The following is a 24,836-nucleotide window of genomic DNA, read 5'->3' on the forward strand; positions in this document are numbered from 1 at the left end:
ACGCCTCTTACCGCTTGTACTCTTGCTGCCAGCGTGAAGCAGTGGCGAGGCTTATCTCGCGACGATTGAATTTATGAACGCATCGACTTGGCGCGTGTAATCACTTTCAAGCCCGAGCGTACGGTTGATCGCCATGTGGCGCAGGGAAACCGGAAGAACCCTCGCCTGTCCGCCGGATTTTCTGGCAAAAGCATTTGCCTGAGGACAAGAATCGCTCCGAAGACTGGAGCATACCAGCAACATGCGCGGCATGTTTGAGCCAGCATAAAACGTCGGAGAAGCTATTTTCCAGAAACGGGGATCGCTTCCGAATGCCTGATCATAAAATCGGGGATGGTTCGGCCGCTCCATGATGGACGAAACGTCGTAGGCTGCACTATCGATCGCTATGGTTCCTGCCCATGGCTTCACGCTCGCCTTCTGGGCGATAGAACGATCGACAGAGACGAGTGCGACAAGATGAGCACCGGCCGAATGTCCCATCAGAACCATCTTCGAAGGATCGCCACCCCATGACGCAGCGCGGCGCTGGACCATCGCCATTGCAGCCGCGACGTCAGTCGCCTGCTCAACCGGATCAGCGGCAGGGGCCAACCTTGTCTCCACAGAAACGAAGATAAATCCCTTCGGCAACCAGTGTGCGACTTTATTGTCGACTACGCCCGGAGCGGATTTCGAGCCGAACGCCCAGGCACCGCCATGCACCATCACTATGATCGGTGATCTCTGCGCGTTCTGTGGCAAATAGACATCCATGCGTTGCTCGGCCATGGAGCCATAGGCAACATCGCGCTCCACACCTCCTCCGTTCGCTAGCATCCCGACCTGCCGCCCAAATTGCTGTGCGTGAGCGGAAGCCGCCATTGCAGCCGTAAACAAGGCCACCCCCGACAGCACACGGGCGGTGGACAGATACCTTGAAAAACCGAAGCCAGTCACATGTCATTCCTTCAGAAACAGATAGAGCAGATACGAGTTGAGGCTCCAATCATTGCTGTAAGATTTCAGGCGCGAAGTTTTCTCGCCGCATTGCTCCTTTCAAAACTGTTCGCTAGGTCTCTTTCCCAGCCGAGAATACGGAGCACGTTCATGTCTCTCACCAATCACGACATAATCGAAACCACGGCCTGGCGCCGCCATCTTCACACCATGCCGGAAGTCTCCGGAGAAGAGGTGGAGACTGCGAGAGAAGTCGTCCGCTTCATGCGCCAGACCGAGCCAGACGCGATTGTGGAAGGACTTGGCGGAACCGGCGTGGCGGTAATCTATGACAGCGGCAAACCTGGAAAGACCATGATGATCCGCGCCGAACTCGACGCCCTGCCGATCGAGGAACTCGGCGATCCGGATTACAGATCGAGAATTCCCGGCAAGAGCCACATGTGCGGCCATGACGGCCATATGGCGACGCTTGCCGCCATTGGCCGCGTGCTCGGCCGTGAACGCCCCAAAAGCGGCCGCGCCATCCTGCTGTTTCAGCCGGCAGAAGAAAACGGCGCCGGTGCTGCAGCCGTCATCGCCGACGAGAAATTCGCCGCATTGACGCCTGATTTCAGCCTCTCCCAGCATAATATGCCTGGTGTTCCTTTCGGCCATGTCTGGCTGAAGGACGGCCCGGCCAATTGCGCTTCGCGCGGCATGAAAATCATTCTGTCTGGCAAGACCGCCCATGCCGCCTATCCCGAAACAGGCACTTCGCCTGTCACTGCCGTTGCAACCCTGATGCCGGCACTCAATGCCCTATCGACGGGCACGGTATCGGAAGGCAATCTCGTCCGCGCCACCGTCACCCATGCGGCGATCGGAGAGCCGACAGTCGGCGTCGCTCCGGGCTATGGCGAGATCTGGGTAACGTTGCGCACATCGACGGACGACCAGATGGCGGCGCTTGTCGGAAAAGCTGAAACCATGGCGCGTGAGGCTTCCGAGACGGCAGGACTGAAGCTTGAAATCGAATACCAGGAAGTGTTCGGCCATTGTGTCAACGATGCCAATGCTGCCGATATACTGCGTGCGGCAATGGATGCCGAAGGCGTCACCCATGAGCCCGGCGAAGGTTTTCGTGCTTCGGAAGATTTTGGCCGTTTCGGCGGCGTATCCAAGTCGGCCATGCTGTTTCTCGGCGCTGGTGAAGATCACCCCGCGCCGCATAATCCGAACTATGATTTTCCGGATGACCTTATCCCGATCGGCGCGAAAATCTTCCTCCGTGCCGTGCGCGATACACTTGGCTAAATACGAAAACGGAGCCAAAAGGCTCCGTTTTTTATGCGTCGTTGTTGCCGAACAGCTTGGCCATGAAGCCGCCGCCAGAACCCGAGCCGGGGCGCTTGCCATCCCATTTGGGCACGATGATCATGTGAGTGATCTCACCGCGCTGGAATGCCTTGAGGAAGCGATCGTAGTCGGCAAATGCGACGCAGCCGTGCGAATCGCCCCGAACACGAAGCAGGAAGCTATGTGCCAAAAGCCCGGTGCGGCCCTGTGGCGGCTTTCCGTCCGTCGGCGTAAGGCGAATTGCGGCGACGCCATGGAAGAGAGATTCGCGCATCGAAAGCTTGTAGGTACCCGGAGGGGTTGGGCCGCGCATCTTCACATGGGTGAATTTCGGGTTGTCGCGCATGCTACCGATGCCGGAATGCGCCTCAAGCTTGGTTCCGTTCGGCATGTGCACGACACCATTGGTGATGTCGTAGATCGCAACCTTGGTGCCGAGACCTGGCCATTTGGGCGAAGGCGCGGCTGGGCTTTCCGGCTCCTCGCGCATCGGGTTGTCGGGCTTGGCGAATGCAAGCACCGTCGGCTTGTCATCCCCCGCAGGCTTGCTGGGTTTTTGAGGTGCAACGGATGCGATGGCAGCCAGAGCATTAGCCCGAACGGCAGGCTTGGCGTCATCGCCGCGCATGCCAGCCGCAGGCCGGATTACCGGCAACGGACCTGCCTTGGGAAGTGCGTAAATGTCGGCTGCAGGTGGAACAGCGAGCGCCACGACGTCCTGTGTGATTTCGACCGATGGCGAACTGACGGTGGCGTCATCGCTGTCCGAAGTATCGAGCGAAGCCATTTCGACGGGCTTCATGTCTTTCAGCGCGGCAACATTGGTAACGTTTTCCGCATCCTGAATCATGTCGGGCATCGCGCTATCGCCGCGCGGTGCGACCAGTACAGTATCTTCCATTGCCTGGGCGAGCGCGGACCTGATCGCGGTGGCAGCCGGACGCCTGGTCGTCAGAGCCGCAAATTGCTGCTCGTTCTCAACCTTGCGGGCCGCTTTCGCCATGGCATGATGGAGCGCCTGGCTGACGGTCGAACCTTCAGGACGCAGCGCTTCCAAGGCAGCAGCCTCTGCCCCGGCCAGACGGCTCCCCTTGGCTTCAGCCAGTGACTGGCCGGGCAATCTGGAGAATTTCGCAACGTCAAGCGTTCTGTCGGCACGATCACGCGTCAAATGCTCACCCGCGACAGCAGGCGAAAGAAGAGCGGTTTGAAAATGCATATCCCGGGCAGGCTTTACCGCAGTTGCCACGGTAATCGCCGAAGCACCGATCAACGCCGAAGCGGTGAGCCCGATGCCAATAGCCATATTCATAAAGATCGAACGGCCGTGCTTGCGCTTCGCCGGACGCTTCGAGACCTTGTTCCGCTTCGTGGAGGCTTCGACCCTACGCACCATCACTCGTTACCCGAACCGTTACTCATCACTGCAAAGGCCGCAAAAAGCGCCTCGCCTGCCAGACTGGAGTGGCCTTCCGAAGAGGAATGATTCCGCGCAAAGCCACTCTGCGAATGGGTGAGAGAATGAACGATTATGGTAACCAATGTCTTTACGCCGCCCCGATCAGTTTCGATGGCGCTCATAAAAGCGCATGCCGTCGGAAGTTTAGCCAAAATGCGGCAAGGCTGTGTTTCTGGCCTCGGCGATTAAGGCGGTCAAGCTGACGACTGTTGCTGTTTAGCGACAAAAACCCGGTTATACAAGGCAACGGGAATAAATCGCTGGGGATGCGACGCTGTGCAGCGGCACAATAAAAAAGACCCGTGATGAAAAACGGCCACGATATACGTGGCCGTCACTTGTCAGAAACAGCGATATTTTATCAGCCGTCGATCCGACGGATCGCTCGACCTTCGTTAAAGAACCAGGGCCTGAGCTTTACGCCGGCAACATTGCCCGCGAACGCAGCGACAGCCCAAAGGTAGCCATGCAGGCTCCCAGAGGCGATCCCGGAAAAATAGGCACCGATATTGCAGCCATAGGCAATCCGGGCACCGTAGCCCAGCAGCAGACCACCGATGACCGCCGCCAGCACCGAGCGCAACGGAATATCGAGATTGGGTGCAAACTTGCCTGCAAGAGCTGCAGCCAGCATGGCGCCTGCAATGATGCCGAAATCCATGACCGAGGTGACATCAGCAAAAACACTCGATGCCAGAGCCTTGGCATTACCCGGCTGCTGCCAATAGGGCCAGGAAGCCGGATCTATACCGATCAACTGTGCCCCCTTGGCACCCCACAGAGCGAAGGCCGAGGTAACACCCCAGGGCCGCCCTGCGATCGCAAGCGTCGCGAAATTGAGGGTGACCAGCGCGACCGCACCGAACACAAGCGGCCAGGGTCCGCGCAGATATCGTGCAAAGCCCTGCCGCGGTGATGGCGGCGCCTGTTCCAGCGCGCCGTTCCACTTCTTCTCCACCACCACGGTAATCGCGGCGATTGCGCCGAAAATGATGAGAGACACGGCGATACCGCCGGCGGCACCGAATGTCTGAAATAACGCTGTCGGCGGCAACGAAGGCAGCGCCGCCCACCATGCGGTATGCAGCGTCGCGATCAGCGAACCGACGATAAAGAAAAACAACGTGACCAGCATGCGCGCATTGCCGCCACCGGCGGTGAACAAAGTGCCGGAAGCGCAACCGCCGCCAAGCTGCATACCCACGCCGAACATAAAGGCGCCGACAATAACACCGATGCCGGCCGGGGAAATATTGCCGCGCACTTCATTGCCGAACAGTGTTCCGCTCGCCAGAAACGGAAAGAACAGAATGACGGCAAGTGCAAGCAGGATCATCTGGACGCGCAGGCCGCGCCCCCTGCCCTCGGCGATGAAGACCCGCCAGGCCGAGGTAAAACCGAAAGCGGCATGGTAAAGAGAAATTCCCAGAGCGCCACCGACGAGAAACAGCGCGCCCTGAGCCGGCCCATAAACTGCGCCGAGCGCCAGCGTACCCGCAACGAGCACGACGAGGGAAATGAGACCTGGCGCTCCAAGAGGCGACGCCGTCGGCGCTCCCGAGCCCATCGAAGAGGAAATCGTCATAAAATTAAGCTCCTGATTTTGCGCTGTAGGTAGCGGCATCGCCAGGATGTTACGAGGTAGACATTTTTACCGCGGCTTCGCACTGAAGAATATATTTCCACACCAGACGAAGTGTGCAGTCGAAATCAGACTACCAAGCATTCCACCCCGCGAGGGGATCGCGGGGTGGAACGAGCCGAATGGCGGGGGGAATACCAGTTCGGCAGGGGTTCTGAGAACTGCTGTCAAAACTCGCCGGAAAGACCGACGCGGACGCCGGGTGCTCCACCGCCGGGCGAATAACCAACCGAGGCATCAAAGATGACCGGGTAGTTGCTGTCGAACATATGGGCGACAGCAAAGCTGGTGGCCATCTCGCCGTGATATCCGGCAATATTCGTCGACCAGGATGTCTTACCCGGTGCGGAGGGCTTCGGTGCAGCCGTCATCGACATCGCAGCCGCGATGCCCTTGCGGGTTTCCCGGCGTAAGCTGGACACATCGCCGCGCAGATTGGAAATGTCAGAACTGATCCGGTTAACGTCGATATTGGCCGACGCGATATTGCCCGCTGCATCGGTCGTCAGAACCTGCGTCGGCCCACTTTGTGCCGCCCGGCTCGCGACCGAGGTCACGCCCGGCATCGTATAGGTATTTGTCGAGGTTCCGATCATAACCTGACCTGCGCGGGTGGTGGTCGCCCCACGTCCGATCGCAGTGCTGTTGGCATGAGCTGCGCTGGATCCGTAGCCTACGGCCGTTGCGTCGGCACCGGTTGCAACTGCATTCGGCAGACCACTCGTGTTGTTGGCAGCCAGAGCCCCGTTGGTGCCCGCGCCGCCGATAAAGGAGTTGATCGCCTGGAGCGCCGAATTGACATCGGTATAGGTGTTGCCGCGCAACGTATAGCTCGGCCCGGTAAAGACATTGGTGCTGCTGTTGTAGGTAGATCCGCCACCAAGAGCGATGGCAACATCCCCAAGGCCGGTGGTGACGGTATCGCTCACGGCGCGCAACTGCCGAACGTTGACAGCATCGGTGTCGGCCGTACCACCCGCGAGATTGGTGATCTGACGCTCTCCACCCGCTGTACCGACAGAAACGGCACCGGCGGTGGACGAGACTGCGGTCCCCGAGAAGAGTTCGGTGGCGCCTCCCATGCCTGCACGTGATGCCACCGAACCGGAACCAAGTGCGACACCACCGGCGGCGCTTACATTCGCATCCGCACCAAGTGCCATGCCGTTTGCGGCAGTCACCGTGCCCCGCAGGCCGAGTGCGATAGCATTCGCCGCAGCCGCACTAGTTGTTGCACCGTTACCGATGGCGACCGAATTCACCTCTCCCGCAACAGATGCCGCATTTCCAGCTCCACCAAGCCCACTGAGGCTGCCGCCGCCCATCGAGATGCCCCGCGCGTCATCGATATCGATCGAGTCGGCAGCCAGACCGCAGTCCGCGCTGCTGACAGCTTGGCCGTTGGTATCCAGAACACTGAGACCGATATTCTGGCCACTCAGTGCCCCGGCAATATTGAGATCGATCAGAGATGCCAACGGATTGAGCAACGGGTCCAGTATGCCCGTGGTCACTGGCTGAAGCACCGGAAGATCGACGCTGAGGCCCGAGCACACATTGACGAGGGGTGCCGACTGGGAATGCGCCGCAGTACTGTAGAGGCTTGAGACAAGCGTTATAGGCAAGGCAATTGCGGGAAAGACAAGGCGTTTCATGGCGACCCCTCCAGTTCGGATAACCAATCATTTCGCAACATGCTTAATAAGCTATTTCTAATTTAGCTTCCTTATAGACACTTATTCGATCACCATGAATTTCTTGAACAATTTTCTTGATCATGGAATTGTGGCTTGGCATTCTGCTATCGGAAAACGCGGGAGAGCGTCATGAAAGCACTGCTGTTGATAGACATGCAGAACGGGTTTTGCCCGGGCGGAAACCTGGCCGTACCAGACGGCGATTCGGTGATCCCCATTGCCAATCGCCTGATTCGCGATGGCGGATATGACGTAGTCGTGGCCTCCCAGGATTGGCATCCCGCCAATCATGGCAGCTTTGCCTCACAGCACCTCGGTAAAAAACCTTTCGAGATGGGTGAACTCTCCGGCCAGCCTCAAGTGATGTGGCCGGATCATTGCGTGCAGGGCACCCCAGATGCGGAGTTCCATCCTGATCTTGAAGTAAGCGAGATCGACTACATACAGCAGAAGGGTGAAAACCCGGCCGTTGATAGCTATTCTGCCTTTCGTGACAATGACCATGCCGCCTTGACCGGGCTCGCCGGTTATCTCAAAGCCCAGCAGATAACCGAATTAGACATCTGCGGCCTTGCGACCGACTACTGCGTCAAGTTCTCGGCTCTCGACGCCCGTGATATGCTGCCGAACGTCAACGTCCGGTTCATATCTGACGCAAGTCGCGGTATCGATCCGCAGGCAATAAAAGACGCAATCTCCGAAATGCGTGAGTGCGGCGTCGATATCGTCACCAGTAAAGTTATCCTCGCCGACTAAGGCGTAACTTTTTCGCCTCTAAGCATGGCGAATGGCCCTGCCCGGACATTATCAACAAAATCGATGAATTGAATAAACGCAATTCAATTGCGTGTAACTGCGGCTGCTTCTACACGCACATGATCTAGGGAGTAGACTGGAGAGTGCTCATTCTGCTCGGTCAGCTATGCGGGAGCCGTCATGCAGCCGGAACAGAGTATGGACAAACGAGAGCAACTGACTAACGGGCTGAAGAAAGGCGCCGTCGTGGCGATTTCATCAGCCCCTTTCGGCATCCTTTTTGGCGCCATTGCGGTCGACAACGGTTTTAGCATTGCAGAAGCGGCCCTTATGAGCGGTCTTGTCTATGGTGGTGCCAGCCAGTTGGTCGGCATCGAGTTGTTTGGCCATCACGTCGCCGCATGGGTCATCGTATTGTCCATTCTGGCAGTAAACTTTCGCCATATCCTCTATTCCGCGGCACTCGCTTCTGTCATCGGCCGTTATCCGCACATCCAGCGCTGGCTTGCTTTTTTCCTGCTCGTCGATCCGCAATTCGCAGAGACGGTAAAACGCGAAGATGCTGGAAAACCGGCGACGTTTCGCTGGTATTTCGCAATGGGCGCGGTCGTATGGGTGTCCTGGATACTGACAACGATAATCGGCGCATTTTTCGGCCGCATGATCGGTGATCCGAAAGCACTTGGCATCGATGTTCTCCTGCCGATCTATTTCCTCGGACTGACCATGGGGTTCCGCGGCCGTCACAACTTCTTTCCCGTCATGTTGGCCGGCGCTCTCGGTTCGGTCGTCGCCTTCCACGTCGTCGGTTCGCCCTGGCATATCAGCGTCGGCGCAGCACTCGGCATCCTGATTGCCGCCATCCTGCCACCACCAAAAGTGCACGAGGAGCCGGACGTCTCGGAAATAGAAAGGGAGGCGATGTGACATGGAAAGCGAAATGAACGCCTTTTCCATAAATTCGGGCACGGCCATGCTGATCGTGGTCGCGGCAATCGCCACCTATTTAACGCGTGTCGGCGGTTATGTGCTGATGAGTAGCATGAAGCGCATCCCGCCACGGGTGGAATCGGCACTCAACGCCGTGCCGGCCGCGGTACTGACGACGCTGGTCGCGCCGCCATTCGTTTATGGCGGCTGGGACATCAAGATTGCCATGGCTGTTGCCCTGGTCGTAGGGCTGCGTTTCCCCGGCCTCACAATCCTGGTCATTGGCTGGGCGGCCGTGATGGCCGCCCGTTACGGGTTCGATCTCGGTATCTGATCAGGCACCAACCGGTGCGGTAGCGGCTTCAAGCCATGCCCGCACCGCCGCATCGGTGATCAGCGGCAGCAGCTTTTCGCGCACAGTGACGTGATACGCGTTCAGCCATTCCAGCTCCTCCTCCGTCAGCAACGAAGCGACAACCAGGCGACGATCGATCGGGCACCAGGTCAGCGTCTCGAAAGAGCGCATCGGCATGTCGCCGCCAACGATCTCCTCTGCTTCACGAACGAAGATCAGGTTCTCGATACGAATGCCGTAATGACCGGGACGGTAATAACCCGGCTCGTTCGATAGGATCATACCGGGCAACAACTCCTGCGTGGCAAGCCGCGAAATACGCTGCGGCCCCTCATGCACGGAGAGATAGGATCCAACTCCATGGCCCGTGCCATGGGCGAAATCGCCACCCGCCTTCCACAACGCGATGCGCGCCAAAGGATCAAGGTCACAACCACGCGTGCCCTTGGGAAAACGTGCCGTGCTGATACCGATCATGCCTTTCAGCACCAGCGTGAAGAAACGCTTGCGGTCCTCGGGCACATTGCCGATCGCCACCGTGCGCGTGATATCGGTGGTGCCGTTGATATACTGCGCACCTGAATCAATCAGGAAAAGTTCGCCTTCTTCAATCTCGCGGTCGCTCTGGCGGGTGACGCGATAGTGCATGATCGCCGCATGTTCACCGGCTCCTGCAATGCTGTCGAAAGAGACGTCACGCAGAGGGTTCTGCAGGTTCTGGCCAACGCGCGCACGCGCCGCTTCAAGAGCCTCGACCGCCTGGATTTCGGTGAGTGATCCGGGTTTGGCCTGATCCAGCCAATAAAGAAACTCCACCATGGCAACGCCATCCTGCACATGCGCGTCGGCCGAGCCTTTCAGCTCCACCGCATTCTTGATGGCGCGCGGCAGGCGTGCGGGGTCAGTCCCCTCGACCACGACGCCACCCGCGCTCTCTATGGCGGTGATCAAAGCGAGTGCCGTCAGCTCAGGATCGACAAGGATACGACCGCCATCGGCGGCGTAAGCGCCAATCCGTTCGATCAGCGCTGCAGGCTGCTTGATGCTTGTGAGCGGCTGCAGGTGGGTGCGGGCCTCATCGCCAAGCTTGCGTTCATCGATGAAGAGTTCTGCCTTGCCATCCGCGGCAATTAGCGCGCGCGACAGCGGATGCGGCGTATGCGCAACATCGCCACCGCGAATATTGAAGATCCAGGCGACCGAAGACGGATCGGCGATCAGGGCGGCAGCGATATTCTTCGCCTTCAGACCGGCTGCAATCTCCGCGATCTTCTCCGCCGCCGATTTTCCAGCATGAGCCTCCTGCTGAACGGCAACTGCGCCAAGCGGCTCGGCCGGACGATCGACCCAGGCGGTATCCAGTGGGTTTTCGGGAAGAAGCACCAGCGATCCGCCAATCTCCTCCAGCGCCTTCTCAAGCCTCTTCACCTCCTGGCCGCCATGCAGCCAGGGATCGATACCGAGACGAAAACCTTGCTGAGCATGCGAGCGGAGCCAGAGATGCGGCGGCTCATTGACGAGATCACCGGGGGTGAACACGCTGCCATCGACCTGCTCGGCAACCTGCGTCACATAACGGCCGTCGACAAAAACAACTGCTTCTTTCTGCGTGACAAGCGCCATGCCCGCCGAACCGGTAAATCCGGTAAGCCAGGACAGCCGCTCGGCGGATTCAGGAACATACTCGCTCTGGTATTCGTCAGCGCGCGGCACGAGAAAACCATCAATACCGAGATCCGCGAAGCGAGCGCGAAGCGCCGCGACGCGCTCGCGACCATATTGGGGAGAGGACTTATTGTCGAAAGACTGAAACATGGCTGCCATTCCAATGCTGCGATTCCGTTGAACATCCACGTTAAAGCATGTCGAACGAAAGTGTGCAGCGGTTTTGCGAGAGACACATGCGGCAAAACAAGAGGTCGAAGATTGAAACCTCCTGGCGGCACGCGGATCGCCTTAAACGAAATGCCAAATATTGAAGCATCAAACCGCGCAACCATGCATTGAGCGCATATCACCAATGATCGAAGCCTACTCACTGTGCAACTCGATGAAGCATATATTCCAGCCATACCAAATGAGACAACACAGCGAAGGACGAAATCAATGGCAAACTCCATGTTCCGCAATGCGATGAACCGTATGGCCCAGGCCCGCGAAAAGCAGGTTTCCCGCTACGTTAACGGCGCTCTCATGAGCCTTGATGACGAAACCTTGAAGAACCTCGGCACAAGCCGCGAAGAGCTTCGCCGCAAGGGCGCAACCCCCTGCTTCTTTTGATCTGAGGATCGCGAGGAGCTAAACGGCTCTGACGAAAATAAAGCCCGCTTGAGCAGCAATTCCTCCCTTGCGCTCGTGGGCATCCAGGCCGAAAAGCCTGAAAAGGCGGCGCGCAAGCGTCGCCTTTTGTTTTGCAGCATATCGGATTGACGCCATGCGCTCAGCGCAATGCAGAGACGCAATATCACCGATTGGTGAAATGCATCGTCACCCAGCCGTTTTTCCAGATCGTGGAGAGATGGCGCATGCCTGCACCATTATAGGCGGCGATCACCTTCCAGCGCTGTGCGGCCAGAATTCCCGAAAGGATTACCGATCCGCCCGGCGCCAGATGATGGCCAAGCTCCGGCGCCATTTTCATTAGCGGACGAGCAAGAATATTGGCAATGATCAGATCGAACGGCCCATCCTCACGAAAAGCCGGAGAGTGGAAGCCCGGTGCAGTCTCGACCCGAATACCCGACGCAATACCGTTGCGCTTCACGTTTTCCCGCGCCACGCGAACCGCGACCGGATCGATATCAGTTGCAAGAACCGGGATCTTCCTGACCTTGCGCACAGCGATCGCCAGCACACCGCTGCCGGTTCCCAGATCGAGCGCATTCCTGACCTGCCTTGCGCGCAGAACCTTATCGATCACTTCCAGGCAGCCAGCGGTCGTGCCGTGATGACCTGTGCCGAAAGCCTGCCCCGCATCGATCTCGATTGCGACATCGTTTTCGCGAACCTTGTCGCGATCATGCGAGCCATGAACGATGAAACGGCCGGCACGAACCGGCTTCAACCCCTCGAGCGATTTGGCGATCCAGTCGACATCGGGAATAATTTCACGGGCAATGGACAAATCGGGAAATGGCTCGGCAAGCGCATCCGCAATCCGTTCGCGAACTGCGTCTTCCTCGTCGGCCATCATATAGACCGAGGCTTCCCAGATATCGCGCTTCTCATCCACCTCCGTGGTGGCGATCGCGAAGTCTTCTTCACCGAAGACATCCGAAAGGAGGTCGAGAACTTCGCCTGCCGTTACTTCATTGACTGTCACGTAGAGGCGGATCTCGCTCACGGTCTTCTCTCTCAGCTGATTGTTGCGCAGACCATTGCCACAGAAGCCCTGCGCCATTCAACCGGCAACGCACCCAAACGCCGCCAATCAACCCTTGATCAGATTTGCCAGCTTCTTTTCTGCCGTTTCGGCATTTTCACCATAGGCGATCGTGCCCGCAAACCGGCCCCCCTGATCCAGCAGGAAAACCGACGCCGTGTGATCCATCGTGTAGTCACCATTGGGATCGGCTGCGTCGACCGGCACTTTCTTGGCATAGACCTTGTAGCCCTTGATCATAGCAAGAACGTCGGCGGGCGGTCCTGAAATACCCTTGATGCGATCGGTAACATTGGAGACATAGAGGCCGAGCACCTCCGGCGTATCGCGCTCGGGGTCGACGCTGACGAAATAGCCGTTCAGCTTGGTTCCGTCGGGATCGACCTTGTGCATCCAGCCGTTCAGCTCGAACAAGGTTGTGGGGCAGACTTCCGGGCAATGTGTAAAGCCGAAAAACAAAGCGGTGGGCTTTTCACGAAAAGCCTGCTCGGTAATCGGCTGGCCATTCTGCGCAACCAGACGGAACGGGACACCAAACGGCCCTTCGGCCAGATCCTGCTTTTGCCGTGTTACCTCCAGCGTCAACCACACCAGAACACCCGCAAGAGCAAAGACCGCAATCCAGAGGGCAATCCGAAGGCTTTTCATGGGTTAGTCTCTTAATTCAAAGGAAGAATGCCTCAGGCATAGACACAACCGCTCACCGGCGCAATTCAACATCCCGTAGTCCAGCAAGGGAGCCACAAGATCAAAGGCACCAGGAAAGGGCTGTCTCCCCCGCCGCAAGGAGGATGGAAGAACCGTAGTTGATCCAGCCCCAAAAGCCGGCAAGCGACAGTCCAAGCACGGCAATCCCGATAAGGAGCGTCGCGGGCAGAGCAAAGTGATGGCTGGCGCTTGTTTGCATGCTGCCGTTTTATACGAACGGGAACGGACTGAACAGATAGCCTGCTGCCCTATGTCGCAGATCGAAATTAACCCGGTTACACCAGAAGATTCACCGGTTTTTCACTTCTGGGCGGCAATGATCATTTCAACATGATTCCAGAAGCCCCGCATGTCCGGGCTTTTCAGCCAAACGGAAGAGTTCTGATATGAGCAATGCGATAAAGCAGTCCGGCGCCTATCTCGAGATCGTCTCGTTTCATCTCGGAGACCAGGAATTCTGCATCGACATCATGGCGATCCGCGAAATTCGCGGCTGGGCGCCGGTGACCCCGATGCCGCATACCCCGCCTTATGTCCTCGGCCTCATCAACCTGCGCGGCGCGGTTATACCGGTTATCGACATGGCCTGCCGCCTCGGCATGAAGATGACGGAACCATCCGAGCGTTCCGCGATCATCGTCACCGACATCGGCGGCAAGCTTGTCGGCCTGCTGGTCGAGCAGGTTTCCGACATGATGACCATCAAGAGCGAAGACCTACAGCCGGCGCCGGAAATCATTCCTGAAGCCCAGCGCGACTTCTGCCGCGGTATCGTTGCCCTGGAAAAGACCATGGTCTGCTTCCTGAACCTCGACACTGTCATCGCCGACGAACTATCGCGCGAAGCCGCCTGAGTTCCTTAACCGGTCTACAGTTTGCAAGAACGCCTGGCGTGAACAATCACGCCGGGCGTTTTCTGTTTCGGATCACTTCAGAAGTTCGTGTCTCACTCGCATGTGATGGAACAGCAAGTTATTGCAAAATATAATTATTTTTATGAAACCTTCCGGGAAGCTAGGCGGTTTGGTGCTTGTCAACTCAGACACGATGCAACGAAGAAATGTTCTTCGTCGCGTGAAAGAAAACGACAACAAGGAGAATTGCCATGAAAAAGGCTATTGCACTTGCCGCACTTATTTCCGCTTCCGCCTTCGCAGCCGGTGCGTCTGCCCAGACGATGGATATGCAGAATCCTGCCACATCGACTGCCGGTGTCACAGTGGTAGATGTGACCAATGATCCGAGTTCTGGCAATGGCAGCCGCCTGCCTCAGTCTGTAAGCAATCCGAGCCCGGACGTGATCCAGAATGCTCAGGCGGAGTTGCAATCCGACCCGGGTTTGGCTGATGCGCTAACAATGCAGAATGTCGAACTGGCCAACGTCATCGCGATCCAGACAGCCGCAGATGGCGGCAAGGTCGTGTACATCCGCTAACGAAAATTCGGTCAAACAAAAAGCTGGACGTGCATGTCACGCCCGGCTTTTCTCATGTGATTTGGGGCACGGTTTCAAGGAGCTGGTTTGCCCTTCGTCCAGTTTATCTGCTGGCCGTAAAGCGGCACCGTGGAAATCGCCATCTTGGCAGAACCTTCCACCACCTGACGCGAATGCGCCAGATAGATCAGCGTGTCATTGGTCTTGTCATAAATGCGCTTGACCAGCAGGTCCTTCCAGATCAGCGACCGTCCCTGACGAAACACTTCCTCGCCACCCTTATCGAGCTCGATGTCGCCGATCTCGATCAGCCCGGTCTGACGGCAAGCGATGGAATTGTTCGACGGATCTTCGAACCAGTTCCCGTTCTTCAACCGGTCGATCACACTGCGATCGAAATAGGTGACGTGGCAGGTGACACCTTTCACCTGCGGATCAGGCACAGCTTCGACGATGATATCATTGCCGATCCAGTCAACGCCGACCTTGCCAACCACTTCTGCGACAGCCGGCGCAGCCGCAAGCCCGGTCAGAATAGCAATGGCAGAAACGAATGAGACAATGCGGCGGTTCAGGCGGGGCATGAGGCAAATCTCCGGTCAACGATCCGCGATCAGAGATAAGGTGCTGCAGACAGCTTGCAAGACGGCTGCGGATTATTCACCTGCCGATCAAAACAGCAGACCGTTTGGGCAGAGTACACGCTTCGTAACCGCTGGAGAACAGCCGGCCGGCTTTCATCCCGATCGCAGCGGGAACATCGCGGATTTCGGACAGGTTCAACGTCGATGCGATCGCGATCGTGGCCTCGGCACAGATGGCGGCATCCTCTGCCGCGTTATGGTGAAGGAAATTCAGCCCGAGATGCTGCGCCAGGATATTCAGCTTGTGCGAGATCAGATGAGGCCACACCTTCTGAGCCATCTTGACGCTGCAGAGATAGGAAAGCTCCGGATAAGACTGGCGGTATTGATCGAGACAGGCGCGCCAGACACTGAAGTCGAATGCCGCATTATGAGCGATCATCGTCGCACCGGCAAAATCGTCGGCAAATTCGTCCATCACTTCCGGAAATTCACCGGCATCCTCGACCTGCTCTGGGCGAATGCCGTGGATGCCGATGTTGAAAGACGAAAACCGCATGTCCTTCGGCCGGATCAAACGTTCTTCGACGCGAACCACCCTGCCATTTTCGATCCACGCAAGCCCTACCGAACAGGCGCTTCCACGCTGCTCGTTGGCGGTTTCGAAATCGATCGCGATGGTCTTCAAGCTGAAATTCCGGTTGGACGACTGCGTCGCTTTTAGGCCGGACAACGCGATTCGGCAAAGAGCCGCATATGTGGCAGCTTGACCTGTTTCCACATTCATGGCCAAATCCGGATCATGATCAGCTATATCGCCCTTACCCATATGACCGTGACCATTCGCCCTGCAGGGCGAGTGGCGGGTTTGGCGCGTTAGCCGGCATCCGTCCACCACCCTGCCTCATGATGGCAGGGTCGGCATCGTTCCGCTCTGCTTGGGCAAACCAAAGAGAGCGACATGAGCGAACTTGAAAATCCTCCACCATTGGCGAAAGATGCAGCCTGGCCCCAAAACCTCGTCATACGGGCAAGACGGCCGTCAGATGCCGAAGGAATAGTGACGCTGCACAATCTCCCGGGCTATCGGTACGGCACGCTGCGCACCCCGCACCACACGCCGGATGAAATCCGCAAGGGTATTGAAAGTCAGCCGGCAAACGCCACGAGCCTGATCGCTCTCCTCGACGGCAAGATTGTCGGCGATGCCGGATTGACGCGGCTCTCCAATCGTCGTGTCCACGTCGGAAGTATCGGCATGGGTGTTCACGATGCCTATGTCGGCAAGGGGATCGGCCGAGCGCTAATAGGAGAAGTCCTCGCCCTTGCCGACAACTGGTTCAACCTGCGTCGCGTCGAACTGACGGTCTATACGGACAACGAACCAGCCATCCGTCTCTATGAGAAGAACGGGTTCGTCACCGAAGGCCTCATGAAGGAATTCGCTTTTCGAGACGGCAGCTATGTCGATGCCTATTGCATGGCACGGATCAAAACCTGACGATCAGCCACCGATAAAGGTGAGCCACTCATCCTCCGTCATCACTTCGACGCCGAGTTCCCGAGCCTTGTCGAGCTTGGAACCGGCGCCGGGGCCAGCGACGACATAGTCGGTCTTCTTCGATACGGAACCGGCCACCTTCGCCCCAAGGCCTTCAGCACGAGCCTTGGCTTCGTCGCGTGTAAACCGCTCTAGCGAACCGGTGAATACGACCGTCTTGCCCGCCACCGGGCTGTCGGACGCTGCAACCTGCTCCGCAGCCTGCGGCGTCACCTCTTCGAGCAATCGATTGATGACATCGAGATTGCGAGGCTCCTTGAAGAATTCGACGATGGCGCGGGCGACGATCTCACCAATGCCCTCGATATTGTTCAGGTCCTGCCACGCGTCACCGGTCAGTGATGACGCATCCTTCATCGCCCGATCGAATGCTTCATAAGTGCCGTAATGGCGGGCAAGCAGTTTTGCTGTCGTCTCGCCGACATGGCGGATACCGAGTGCATAGATGAAGCGATTGAGCGCTATCGAACGGCGTTCATCGATCGCATCGAACAGTTTTCTGACGCTGACCCTGCCAAAACCCTCGATGTTTTCGAGCTTTATCAACGGCGAAGATTCCTGCCGCTTCTTCAGCGTGAATATGTCGGGCGCAGTGCGAACCTGCAGTGCAGGATCTTCGCTCTTGAAGAAGAAGTCCACCTGCTTCGTGCCCAGCCCCTCGATATCGAAGGCATTGCGCGAGACGAAATGTTTCAGGTGTTCGGTTGCCTGCGCACGGCAGACGAAACCGCCGGTGCAGCGTGTGACCGAATCGAGCTTGCCGGTCTTTTCATTTTTCTCGCGTACCGCATGACTGCCGCAAACCGGGCATTTGGTAGGAAACTCGTATTTCTTCGCATCAGCCGGGCGCTTCTCCATCACCACGTCAAGCACCTGCGGGATGACATCCCCTGCCCGCTGGACAATGACTGTATCGCCGATGCGGATATCGTGCTCTTCCTCACGGATGCGCTCGCCGGAATTGCCGATACCTTCGATGTAATCGGCATTGTGCAGCGTCGCATTGGTGACAACCACACCGCCGACAGTAATCGGCGTCAGTCGCGCAACCGGCGTCAACGCACCGGTTCGGCCAACCTGGATATCGATATTCTCGACGGTAGTGAACGCCTGCTCCGCCGGGAACTTATGTGCGGTTGCCCAGCGCGGCGAACGCGAGCGAAAACCGAGGCGGGCCTGCAGATCAAGCCGATCGACCTTGTAGACGACGCCGTCGATATCGTAATCGAGTTCAGGGCGGGCAAGGCCGATCTCGTGATAATGCGCCAGAACGTCATCGACCGAATTCAGCCGCTTCATCAGCGGGTTCACCGGAAAGCCCCAACCCTTGAAGGTCTGCACCATCTCGTACTGGCTCTTCGGCAAGTCGTTTGGCTCGGAAATCTCCCCCCAGGCATAGGCGAAGAATTTCAGTTTACGACTTTCGGTCACCTTGGCATCTAGTTGTCGCAAGGAGCCTGCCGCGGTGTTGCGCGGATTGACGTAAAGCTGCTTGCCCTGCGCCTCCATCTCTGCGTTGAGCGCCAGAAAGTCGCTCTTGGCCATATAGACCTCACCACGCACCTCGACGACTGCTGGTACGCCCTTGGGCAGGCGCTGAGGGATTTCCTTGATCGTCTTCACATTGGCGGTGACGTTTTCACCTGTCGTCCCGTCGCCGCGCGTGGCAGCATTGACGAGAACACCTTCTTCGTAGCGGATCGACATGGATAAGCCGTCGATCTTCGGTTCGGCTGTAAAGGCGATCGAGTTATCTGGCAGCTGTCCGAGGAAACGATAGACCGAATTGACGAAATCGCGCACATCCTCGTCGGAAAACGTGTTGTCGAGAGACAGCATCGGCCGGGCATGGGTGATCGGAGCAAAGGTGGCGAGTGGTGCGGCACCGACAGTGATCGAAGGACTATCCGAGCGGATAAGCTGCGGAAAGCGCTCTTCGATGGCAAGGTTTCGACGCTTCAGTGCATCGTACTCGGCGTCGGAAATCTCCGGCGCATCCTTGGCGTGGTACAGTTCGTCGTGATGGGCCAGCTCTTTCGCCAGCCGCTCCAGTTCGGCAGCAGCCGTCTGTTCGGTCAGCGTTTCGATTGGGGTCTGATCGGCGGCCATGCGGGAATCTCCATCTTCACCGCTTTTCTAGTGCAATCACCATGGATTGGAAGAACCACGTCATCTCGGAGAGTGGAAAACACGCCACGATCTTGAGGCCGTCAAATATCGAAAGCCGGTGTTAGCCGCTGCCGGATAAAAGCGCCGCGGCAGCAGCCCTAGCCTCGTCAGTCACAGAAGCACCGGAGAGCATCCTGGCAATCTCCTCGGCGCGATGTTCAGGAGCCATGGTCGCAACGCGCGTAGCGATCTTTTCGGAACCGTCGGCCGCCGGTCCCTTCGAGATCAGGAGATGCGTCGCGGCGCGTGCCGCCACCTGCGGCGCATGCGTAACGGAAAGAACCTGGACCGTCGATGACAACCGTTTCAGACGCTGACCGATGGCGTCGGCCACCGCGCCGCCGACACCCGTATCGATCTCGTCAAATACCAAAGTCGGTGCCGAACCGCGGTCGGCAAGAGCCACCTTCAGCGCCAGCAGGAAACGGGAAAGCTCGCCACCCGAAGCCACCTTCATGATCGGGCCGGGGCGCGTGCCCGGGTTGGTCTGCACGTGGAATTCGACCGTATCAATCCCCTCGGCAGCAGCCGTCTCGGGATCGGCGGTAACCTCGACCATGAAGCGTGCACGCTCAAGCTTCAATGCCGGCAGTTCGGCCATGACGGCGGCAGCAAGCGATTCGGCACCAGCCTTGCGCTTATCTGAAAGCACAGCGGCTGCGCGATCGAACTCTTCCTTGGCAGCGGCAGCGATCTTCTCCAACTGCCCGAGCTTCTCTTCACCGGCATCGAGATCGGCGAGATCAGCCACCATCTTTTCGGCCAGCGCCGGCAGATCGACCACGGCGACAGAATATTTGCGGCCAGCGGCGCGCAGAGCGAAAAGCCGCTCCTCGACGCGCTCCAGTTCACGCGGATCGAACTCAGTGCGCCGAAGCGCCGCCTCGACCTCCATCTGCGCATTCGAGAGATGATTGAGCGCCTGATCCAGAAGCTCCACAGTCTCTTCCAGAAGACCTGGCGCCTCATGGCTCTTGCGTTCCAGACGGCGCACCATGGACGCAATCATCGGGACTGGTGAGGCATTGCCGTTGAGGAATTCTGAAGCCTCGGAAATGTCACCGGCAATTCGCTCGGACTTTTGCATCTTCGAGCGATGTTCGGCGAGCTCTTCCTCTTCGCCGTCGCGCGGCGAAAGCGCTTCCAGCTCTTCGACCGAGGCACGGATATAATCGGCCTCGCGGGCCGCAGCTTCCACCTTGGCGCGGTGCGCCTTGAAAGCACGCTCGGCATCACGCCATGTGCGATAGAGACCGCTGACTTGCTGCACCTCGTCGGACAAGCCCGCAAAGGCATCGAGCAGCATGCGGTGTGCATTCGTGTCGATCAGGGCGCGGTCGTCATGCTGGCCGTGGATTTCCACGAGCACCTGGCCGACCTGCCGCATCAACTGCACGCTGACCGGCTGGTCGTTGATCGACGCGCGCGTGCGCCCGTCCGCCGACTGGATCCTGCGGAAGATCAGATCGCCATCGTCATCGATGCCGTTTTCCTTGAGGAGTTTTCGTGCAGCGTGCTGGCCCGGCACATCGAAGACGGCCGTTACCTGCCCTTTGTCTTCGCCATGGCGCACGAGACCACCGTCACCACGACCACCAAGTGCCAGCGAAAGACTATCGAGCAGGATGGACTTCCCGGCGCCGGTTTCACCCGTCAGCACCGAGAGCCCGGCCTCGAAACCGAGATCGAGCCGCTCGATCAGAACGATATCGCGGATCGACAACTGGATCAGCATGTAGCCTCGTTATTGACCTCTGGTCTCTCAGGCGCCGATGAGCTTGGCACCGGCGCGCGAAATCCAGGACCCCCTGTTTTCGCGCGGCTCGACACCACCCGAATGCAGCAGCTTGTAGCTATCGGCATACCACTGGCTGTCCGGATAGTTCCGTCCAAGCACCGCTGCAGCCGTCTGCGCCTCTTCTACGATGCCCATACGATAATAGGTCTCGGTCAGACGCGCCAAAGCCTCTTCCACCTGATTGGTGTTGGGATAGGTTTCGACAACATTGCGAAAACGCTGGATGGCGGCAAGGTATTCTTTACGCTCGAGATAATAACGGCCGATCTGCATTTCCTTGCCGGCCATCTGGTCGCGCGCGAATCGAATCTTCGCCTGCGCGTCCTCGACATATTCCGAGTTCGGATAATCGTTTACGACCTTGCTCATCGCAGCGATCGTATTTGCCGCGGCCTTCTGGTCCTGCGTCACGTCGGAAATCTGCTTGGAATACGAAAGGCCAACCAGATACTGGACATAGGCCGAGTCCTGCGACTTCGGATACTGGCTGAGATAACGGTTACCGACCGAGATCGCATCGTCGTTACGGCCCATGCGCTGCTTGACGAAAGTGCTCATCACAAGCGCCTTGCGGCCCCATTCGGTAAACGGGTTCTGCTTGTCGATAGCGTCGAACTTGCGCCCAGCTTCGGCCATGTTGCCGGCCTTCATGTTCGCAAGGCCCTGATTATACAATATCTCCGGGGACTCGGCTTCGAAGCCAAGCTTCGTTATATCGATGTCCTTGTCGGATTGGCATGAAGCCAAGCCAACCCCGGTCCCGATGAGTGCAATCGCCAGGAGGCCGATCCTCGTAAAGCTACGCATTTCTACAGACTTTCCATCAGCCATCCGACAGTCCCTGATCGTCCCCGCGTGAAACTACTCGTGCCCAGCGGCGTACTAGCCATAAAAGCATGGTCAGGGCAACGCAATGGGTCGGCATTAATGCATTTTTGTGGCGATCGCGGCCAGCAAGTGCCTTTTATGAAAAGAAAAAGGCCGCTCCTTGCGGAACGGCCAGTCTGACGGAGATTATAAAATTCAGGCAAACCAGGGAGCACATTCCGTCATGCTGACGGGAACGAACTCACCAGCACGAACACGTGTGGCAACAGAAGACGGGGCCTCGACCACTTCATAGGCGGTCGAGTCGCTCAGAAGAGCCTTCAGCGCATTTGCATTCATCTTGTGTCCGCCGCGATAGGAGCGGTAGCAACCAATAAACTGCGCTCCTGCAAGAGCCAGATCGCCAACGGCATCCAGCGTCTTGTGACGAACGAACTCATCCTTGGCGTAACGCAGGCCTTCGACGTTCACGACAGTTTCATCGTCGGAAATCACGACCGAGTTTTCCAGCGAAGACCCAAGTGCATAACCTGCAGCCCACAGACGCTCGACATCACGCATGAAGCCGAAGGTGCGGGCGCGCGAAAGCTCGGACTTGAAAGTTGCAGCACTCAGGTCACCCTTCCAGCTCTGACGACCAATCAACGAAGACGGGAAATCGATTTCCACTTCGAATCGGGTGCCGTCATAGGGGCGGAACTCGGACCAGGATGCGCCTGATTCGATTCGCACCGGCTTGATGACGCGAATGTAACGACGCTTGATCCCGAGATTGACCGTGCCGACCTGTTCGATCGCCTCGATGAAGGGATAGGAGCTGCCGTCCATGATCGGCATTTCGGCACCATCGACTTCGACGATGATGTTGTCGATGCCCATCGCATAGAGCGCAGCCATGACATGCTCGATGGTCGCAACCCACTTGACTGGCGACACGCCGAGCACGGTGCAGAGATCCGTCGGGCCGACCTGCGACGACACGGCACGATATTCGACCGAAGTGCCGTCTTCGAGATTACGGCTGAACACAATACCGGTTCCGGCTTCCGCCGGCTGGAACGTAATCATCACCGGCGCTCCGGAATGCACACCGATGCCGCTCAACGTAACCGGAGCAGCAATCGTTGCCTGAAATCCGAGCAATCCAATTGTCATTAACGTAAGCCTTCTTGATTCCGTCGCACCCGTGATCAGCAGGTCCGTATTCGCATTCCGTTGAAACGAACGAATTGTTCCAACTCTGTCAGCGTCTAAATACGCATGCTCTACGCTGTTTCCAAATCACTGTTCGTTTCGGATTGTTACGGTTTTCTAACAACGTCACCATCCTTGGCCGCGACATACTTTTCATCGCGTAAACATCTGATTGGAAAGGTTATTTTTCCACAGTTAATATGCTCAACTTAAAAAGGCCCGGATGCTGATCACCCGGGCCTCTTCAACTTTGTTATACGCCGTTAACTCAGTTCGACTGGCGGCGCAGGAAGGCCGGAATTTCGAGCTGATCGTCCTCGTGGCTCGCCTGCGGAGCAACACGCCCACGGTCATCGAGATTGCCGCGACGCGGGGCATAGAGGCTGGCTTCTGCCGAAAGCGGACGACGCTGGGGAACAGGAGCCGAAGCCGTCATGTCCGACTGAACCTGCTCTTCCTCTTCCCGGCGACCGAGCGAATTGGTGATCCGCTTCAGGAGGCCCATCGGTCCACGCTCTTCCTGAACATGGGCCGTCGCCTGGGCGCGATGTTCCATCTCAGCCTTCACGACCGGCGGAAAATCTTCCACCTTCGGCATGCGAACCGGCTCCATGACAGGTTCGCGATAAACAGGCTCATGCTGAACCGGCTGTGCCATGCGAGGAGCCGGCTGGCTCATAACCGGTGCAGCGGCGGACGCCGGCTGATGGTAAGCCGGAGCCGGCTGAGGTGCCGGCTGAACCGGACGGGTCATGACCGGTGCGGGAGCCGGAGCTTCTGCAACCGGAGCTGCGAAGAGACGGCTCTGCGGACGGAACTCGTCCTGCTGCGGCTGTGGTGCCGGAGCAACGGGCGTCGGGATTGCAAGAACCTGTTCCATTTCAGCTTCCGCCTGGCGGATAGTCTCTGCGATCGGGTCGGCAGCCTTCGGTGCCTGGGGGGCCTGCATCATGACAGGCTGAGCTGCGGCCGGAGCCGGAGCAACGGCCGCGGAAGGACGGATAATCGGCTTCTGAGCGGCGCGCATTTCAGCGGCACGCAGGTCGACTTCGCCATGAGCGCGATCGATACCGGTTGCAACGACGGAGACGCGGATGAGGCCTTCAAGTGCTTCATCGAAGGTCGCACCGAGGATGATGTTGGCATCCGGATCGACTTCTTCGCGAATACGGGTAGCCGCTTCGTCGACTTCGAAGAGAGTAAGGTCGCGACCACCGGTGATCGAGATCAGCAGGCCCTGAGCGCCCTTCATCGAGGTCTCGTCGAGCAGCGGGTTGGCGATCGCGGCTTCGGCAGCCTGCAGAGCGCGGCCCGAACCGGAAGCTTCGCCCGTACCCATCATTGCACGGCCCATCTCGCGCATGACAGAGCGAACGTCAGCGAAGTCGAGGTTGATCAGGCCTTCCTTGACCATCAGGTCGGTGATGCAGGCAACGCCCGAATAGAGAACCTGGTCGGCCATCGCGAATGCGTCGGCAAAGGTCGTCTTGTCATTGGCGATACGGAACAGGTTCTGATTCGGAATGACGATCAGCGTGTCGACCGACTTCTGCAGTTCCTGAATACCCTGCTCGGCCAGACGCATGCGGCGACCGCCTTCGAAGTGGAACGGCTTGGTGACGACGCCGACGGTCAGGATGCCTTTGTTGCGGGCAGCCTGCGCAACGACCGGAGCAGCACCGGTACCGGTACCACCGCCCATGCCTGCGGTCACGAAGCACATGTGGGTGCCGTTGAGATGATCGATGATCTCGTCGAGGCATTCCTCGGCGGCAGCACGGCCGACTTCCGGCTGCGAACCGGCGCCGAGACCTTCGGTGACCTGCACACCCATCTGGATGATGCGTTCGGCCTTGGTCATGGTCAGCGCCTGGGCATCGGTATTGGCTACGACGAAATCGACGCCTTCGAGCCCGGCAGTGATCATGTTGTTGACGGCGTTACCGCCGCCGCCACCCACGCCGAAAACAGTGATCCGAGGCTTCAGCTCGGTGATGTCAGGCTTGTTCAGCTTGATCGTCATTGTACCTTTTCCTTCTGCTTTTGGTCGCGTCGCCGAGC

At 58.1% G+C, this 24,836-nt stretch carries 23 protein-coding genes; 8 read left to right on the forward strand and 15 right to left on the reverse strand.

The genetic code is table 11. The annotated features are described in order from the left end of the window. Window positions 1-51 precede the first annotated feature (51 nt). A complete protein-coding gene (locus ACI3K0_RS01550; protein WP_183821497.1) occupies window positions 52-798 on the reverse strand; it encodes an alpha/beta hydrolase in 747 nt (248 codons plus the stop codon). Window positions 799-1,089: 291 nt separating this feature from the next. Between ACI3K0_RS01550 and ACI3K0_RS01555 the strand changes: the two genes are divergently transcribed. Beyond that, window positions 1,090-2,235, forward strand: coding sequence for an amidohydrolase (locus tag ACI3K0_RS01555; RefSeq protein WP_183821496.1), 1,146 nt, complete (start codon window positions 1,090-1,092; stop codon window positions 2,233-2,235). A gap of 31 nt (window positions 2,236-2,266) precedes the next feature. Here ACI3K0_RS01555 and ACI3K0_RS01560 read toward each other — a convergent pair whose 3' ends face one another. The 3 genes from ACI3K0_RS01560 to ACI3K0_RS01570 form a co-directional block, all read right to left on the reverse strand. Continuing rightward, a complete protein-coding gene (locus ACI3K0_RS01560) occupies window positions 2,267-3,673 on the reverse strand; it encodes a DUF2778 domain-containing protein (protein ID WP_246435741.1) in 1,407 nt (468 codons plus the stop codon). A gap of 424 nt (window positions 3,674-4,097) precedes the next feature. Further along, window positions 4,098-5,321, reverse strand: a complete 1,224-nt coding sequence (locus ACI3K0_RS01565; protein ID WP_404944832.1) for a YeeE/YedE family protein — start codon at window positions 5,319-5,321, stop codon at window positions 4,098-4,100. 224 nt (window positions 5,322-5,545) lie between these two features. Further along, a complete protein-coding gene (locus ACI3K0_RS01570) occupies window positions 5,546-7,033 on the reverse strand; it encodes a hypothetical protein (protein WP_183821494.1) in 1,488 nt (495 codons plus the stop codon). Window positions 7,034-7,204: 171 nt separating this feature from the next. On the opposite strand from ACI3K0_RS01570, the gene pncA reads away from it, so the two are divergent. The 3 genes from pncA (at window position 7,205) to ACI3K0_RS01585 (ending at window position 9,095) form a co-directional block, all read left to right on the forward strand. Further along, complete coding sequence (pncA, locus tag ACI3K0_RS01575) at window positions 7,205-7,831, forward strand: bifunctional nicotinamidase/pyrazinamidase (RefSeq protein ID WP_183821493.1); 627 nt, start codon at window positions 7,205-7,207, stop codon at window positions 7,829-7,831. A 198-nt stretch (window positions 7,832-8,029) separates the two neighbouring features. Further along, window positions 8,030-8,758, forward strand: coding sequence for an AzlC family ABC transporter permease (locus ACI3K0_RS01580; protein ID WP_148147632.1), 729 nt, complete (start codon window positions 8,030-8,032; stop codon window positions 8,756-8,758). A 13-nt stretch (window positions 8,759-8,771) separates the two neighbouring features. Then, window positions 8,772-9,095, forward strand: a complete 324-nt coding sequence (locus ACI3K0_RS01585) for an AzlD family protein (protein ID WP_183821492.1) — start codon at window positions 8,772-8,774, stop codon at window positions 9,093-9,095. Here the strand turns inward: ACI3K0_RS01585 and ACI3K0_RS01590 are convergent, their stop codons facing one another. After that, on the reverse strand, window positions 9,096-10,931 hold the full coding sequence (locus tag ACI3K0_RS01590; protein WP_183821491.1) for an aminopeptidase P family protein: 1,836 nt from the start codon (window positions 10,929-10,931) through the stop codon (window positions 9,096-9,098). A 291-nt stretch (window positions 10,932-11,222) separates the two neighbouring features. On the opposite strand from ACI3K0_RS01590, the gene ACI3K0_RS01595 reads away from it, so the two are divergent. Beyond that, complete coding sequence (locus tag ACI3K0_RS01595) at window positions 11,223-11,396, forward strand: hypothetical protein (RefSeq protein ID WP_183821490.1); 174 nt, start codon at window positions 11,223-11,225, stop codon at window positions 11,394-11,396. A gap of 184 nt (window positions 11,397-11,580) precedes the next feature. On the opposite strand, the gene ACI3K0_RS01600 is transcribed toward ACI3K0_RS01595, so the two are convergent. The 3 genes from ACI3K0_RS01600 to ACI3K0_RS01610 all read right to left on the reverse strand — a co-directional run bounded on the left by ACI3K0_RS01600 (window position 11,581) and on the right by ACI3K0_RS01610 (window position 13,405). After that, window positions 11,581-12,459 (reverse strand): 50S ribosomal protein L11 methyltransferase, encoded by an 879-nt coding sequence (locus tag ACI3K0_RS01600; RefSeq protein ID WP_183821489.1) that lies wholly within the window; start codon window positions 12,457-12,459, stop codon window positions 11,581-11,583. An 87-nt stretch (window positions 12,460-12,546) separates the two neighbouring features. Continuing rightward, complete coding sequence (locus tag ACI3K0_RS01605) at window positions 12,547-13,146, reverse strand: SCO family protein (RefSeq protein ID WP_148147628.1); 600 nt, start codon at window positions 13,144-13,146, stop codon at window positions 12,547-12,549. A 100-nt stretch (window positions 13,147-13,246) separates the two neighbouring features. After that, window positions 13,247-13,405: a hypothetical protein gene (locus ACI3K0_RS01610; protein ID WP_183685872.1), complete on the reverse strand. Its 159-nt coding sequence runs from the start codon at window positions 13,403-13,405 to the stop codon at window positions 13,247-13,249. 187 nt (window positions 13,406-13,592) lie between these two features. On the opposite strand from ACI3K0_RS01610, the gene ACI3K0_RS01615 reads away from it, so the two are divergent. Both ACI3K0_RS01615 and ACI3K0_RS01620 read left to right on the forward strand, forming a co-directional pair. Next, window positions 13,593-14,060 carry a chemotaxis protein CheW gene (locus ACI3K0_RS01615; RefSeq protein ID WP_112503741.1) on the forward strand — a complete coding sequence of 156 codons (468 nt, stop codon included), beginning with the start codon at window positions 13,593-13,595 and terminating at the stop codon, window positions 14,058-14,060. Between the two features lie 251 nt (window positions 14,061-14,311). After that, window positions 14,312-14,641, forward strand: a complete 330-nt coding sequence (locus tag ACI3K0_RS01620; protein ID WP_183821488.1) for a hypothetical protein — start codon at window positions 14,312-14,314, stop codon at window positions 14,639-14,641. Between the two features lie 74 nt (window positions 14,642-14,715). Here the strand turns inward: ACI3K0_RS01620 and ACI3K0_RS01625 are convergent, their stop codons facing one another. Both ACI3K0_RS01625 and ACI3K0_RS01630 read right to left on the reverse strand, forming a co-directional pair. After that, window positions 14,716-15,225: a CreA family protein gene (locus ACI3K0_RS01625; protein WP_404944833.1), complete on the reverse strand. Its 510-nt coding sequence runs from the start codon at window positions 15,223-15,225 to the stop codon at window positions 14,716-14,718. Between the two features lie 76 nt (window positions 15,226-15,301). After that, entirely contained in the window at window positions 15,302-15,913 is a 612-nt protein-coding gene (locus ACI3K0_RS01630) for a 3'-5' exonuclease (RefSeq protein WP_246435740.1), read from the reverse strand. 273 nt (window positions 15,914-16,186) lie between these two features. On the opposite strand from ACI3K0_RS01630, the gene ACI3K0_RS01635 reads away from it, so the two are divergent. Next, window positions 16,187-16,726 (forward strand): GNAT family N-acetyltransferase, encoded by a 540-nt coding sequence (locus tag ACI3K0_RS01635; RefSeq protein WP_183821485.1) that lies wholly within the window; start codon window positions 16,187-16,189, stop codon window positions 16,724-16,726. Between the two features lie 3 nt (window positions 16,727-16,729). Here the strand turns inward: ACI3K0_RS01635 and ligA are convergent, their stop codons facing one another. From ligA to ftsZ, 5 genes are all read right to left on the reverse strand, one after another. Then, window positions 16,730-18,895: an NAD-dependent DNA ligase LigA gene (ligA, locus tag ACI3K0_RS01640; protein WP_183821484.1), complete on the reverse strand. Its 2,166-nt coding sequence runs from the start codon at window positions 18,893-18,895 to the stop codon at window positions 16,730-16,732. Between the two features lie 121 nt (window positions 18,896-19,016). Then, window positions 19,017-20,690 (reverse strand): DNA repair protein RecN, encoded by a 1,674-nt coding sequence (recN, locus tag ACI3K0_RS01645; protein ID WP_183821483.1) that lies wholly within the window; start codon window positions 20,688-20,690, stop codon window positions 19,017-19,019. Between the two features lie 27 nt (window positions 20,691-20,717). Next, entirely contained in the window at window positions 20,718-21,560 is an 843-nt protein-coding gene (locus ACI3K0_RS01650; protein WP_148147621.1) for an outer membrane protein assembly factor BamD, read from the reverse strand. A 216-nt stretch (window positions 21,561-21,776) separates the two neighbouring features. Beyond that, window positions 21,777-22,736, reverse strand: a complete 960-nt coding sequence (lpxC, locus tag ACI3K0_RS01655; protein ID WP_183821482.1) for a UDP-3-O-acyl-N-acetylglucosamine deacetylase — start codon at window positions 22,734-22,736, stop codon at window positions 21,777-21,779. A gap of 307 nt (window positions 22,737-23,043) precedes the next feature. Next, window positions 23,044-24,798, reverse strand: coding sequence for a cell division protein FtsZ (ftsZ, locus tag ACI3K0_RS01660; protein WP_183821481.1), 1,755 nt, complete (start codon window positions 24,796-24,798; stop codon window positions 23,044-23,046). Window positions 24,799-24,836 lie beyond the last annotated feature (38 nt).

This window comes from Rhizobium sp. ZW T2_16 (genome assembly GCF_044987325.1).
In the GTDB taxonomy this organism is placed as follows: Bacteria; Pseudomonadota; Alphaproteobacteria; order Rhizobiales; family Rhizobiaceae; genus Neorhizobium; species Neorhizobium cellulosilyticum.

Excerpts from the sequence above, each read along its gene's own strand:
- ACI3K0_RS01555 (WP_183821496.1), top strand. The coding sequence starts at position 1,090 with ATGTCTCTCACCAATCACGACATAATCGAAACCACGGCCTGGCGCCGC.
- ACI3K0_RS01560 (WP_246435741.1), bottom strand. The coding sequence starts at position 3,673 with ATGGTGCGTAGGGTCGAAGCCTCCACGAAGCGGAACAAGGTCTCGAAG.
- ACI3K0_RS01565 (WP_404944832.1), bottom strand. The coding sequence starts at position 5,321 with ATGACGATTTCCTCTTCGATGGGCTCGGGAGCGCCGACGGCGTCGCCT.
- ACI3K0_RS01570 (WP_183821494.1), bottom strand. The coding sequence starts at position 7,033 with ATGAAACGCCTTGTCTTTCCCGCAATTGCCTTGCCTATAACGCTTGTC.
- pncA (WP_183821493.1), top strand. The coding sequence starts at position 7,205 with ATGAAAGCACTGCTGTTGATAGACATGCAGAACGGGTTTTGCCCGGGC.
- ACI3K0_RS01580 (WP_148147632.1), top strand. The coding sequence starts at position 8,030 with ATGGACAAACGAGAGCAACTGACTAACGGGCTGAAGAAAGGCGCCGTC.
- ACI3K0_RS01585 (WP_183821492.1), top strand. The coding sequence starts at position 8,772 with ATGAACGCCTTTTCCATAAATTCGGGCACGGCCATGCTGATCGTGGTC.
- ACI3K0_RS01590 (WP_183821491.1), bottom strand. The coding sequence starts at position 10,931 with ATGTTTCAGTCTTTCGACAATAAGTCCTCTCCCCAATATGGTCGCGAG.
- ACI3K0_RS01595 (WP_183821490.1), top strand. The coding sequence starts at position 11,223 with ATGGCAAACTCCATGTTCCGCAATGCGATGAACCGTATGGCCCAGGCC.
- ACI3K0_RS01605 (WP_148147628.1), bottom strand. The coding sequence starts at position 13,146 with ATGAAAAGCCTTCGGATTGCCCTCTGGATTGCGGTCTTTGCTCTTGCG.
- ACI3K0_RS01610 (WP_183685872.1), bottom strand. The coding sequence starts at position 13,405 with ATGCAAACAAGCGCCAGCCATCACTTTGCTCTGCCCGCGACGCTCCTT.
- ACI3K0_RS01615 (WP_112503741.1), top strand. The coding sequence starts at position 13,593 with ATGAGCAATGCGATAAAGCAGTCCGGCGCCTATCTCGAGATCGTCTCG.
- ACI3K0_RS01620 (WP_183821488.1), top strand. The coding sequence starts at position 14,312 with ATGAAAAAGGCTATTGCACTTGCCGCACTTATTTCCGCTTCCGCCTTC.
- ACI3K0_RS01625 (WP_404944833.1), bottom strand. The coding sequence starts at position 15,225 with ATGCCCCGCCTGAACCGCCGCATTGTCTCATTCGTTTCTGCCATTGCT.
- ACI3K0_RS01635 (WP_183821485.1), top strand. The coding sequence starts at position 16,187 with ATGAGCGAACTTGAAAATCCTCCACCATTGGCGAAAGATGCAGCCTGG.
- ligA (WP_183821484.1), bottom strand. The coding sequence starts at position 18,895 with ATGGCCGCCGATCAGACCCCAATCGAAACGCTGACCGAACAGACGGCT.
- recN (WP_183821483.1), bottom strand. The coding sequence starts at position 20,690 with ATGCTGATCCAGTTGTCGATCCGCGATATCGTTCTGATCGAGCGGCTC.
- ACI3K0_RS01650 (WP_148147621.1), bottom strand. The coding sequence starts at position 21,560 with ATGCGTAGCTTTACGAGGATCGGCCTCCTGGCGATTGCACTCATCGGG.
- lpxC (WP_183821482.1), bottom strand. The coding sequence starts at position 22,736 with ATGACAATTGGATTGCTCGGATTTCAGGCAACGATTGCTGCTCCGGTT.
- ftsZ (WP_183821481.1), bottom strand. The coding sequence starts at position 24,798 with ATGACGATCAAGCTGAACAAGCCTGACATCACCGAGCTGAAGCCTCGG.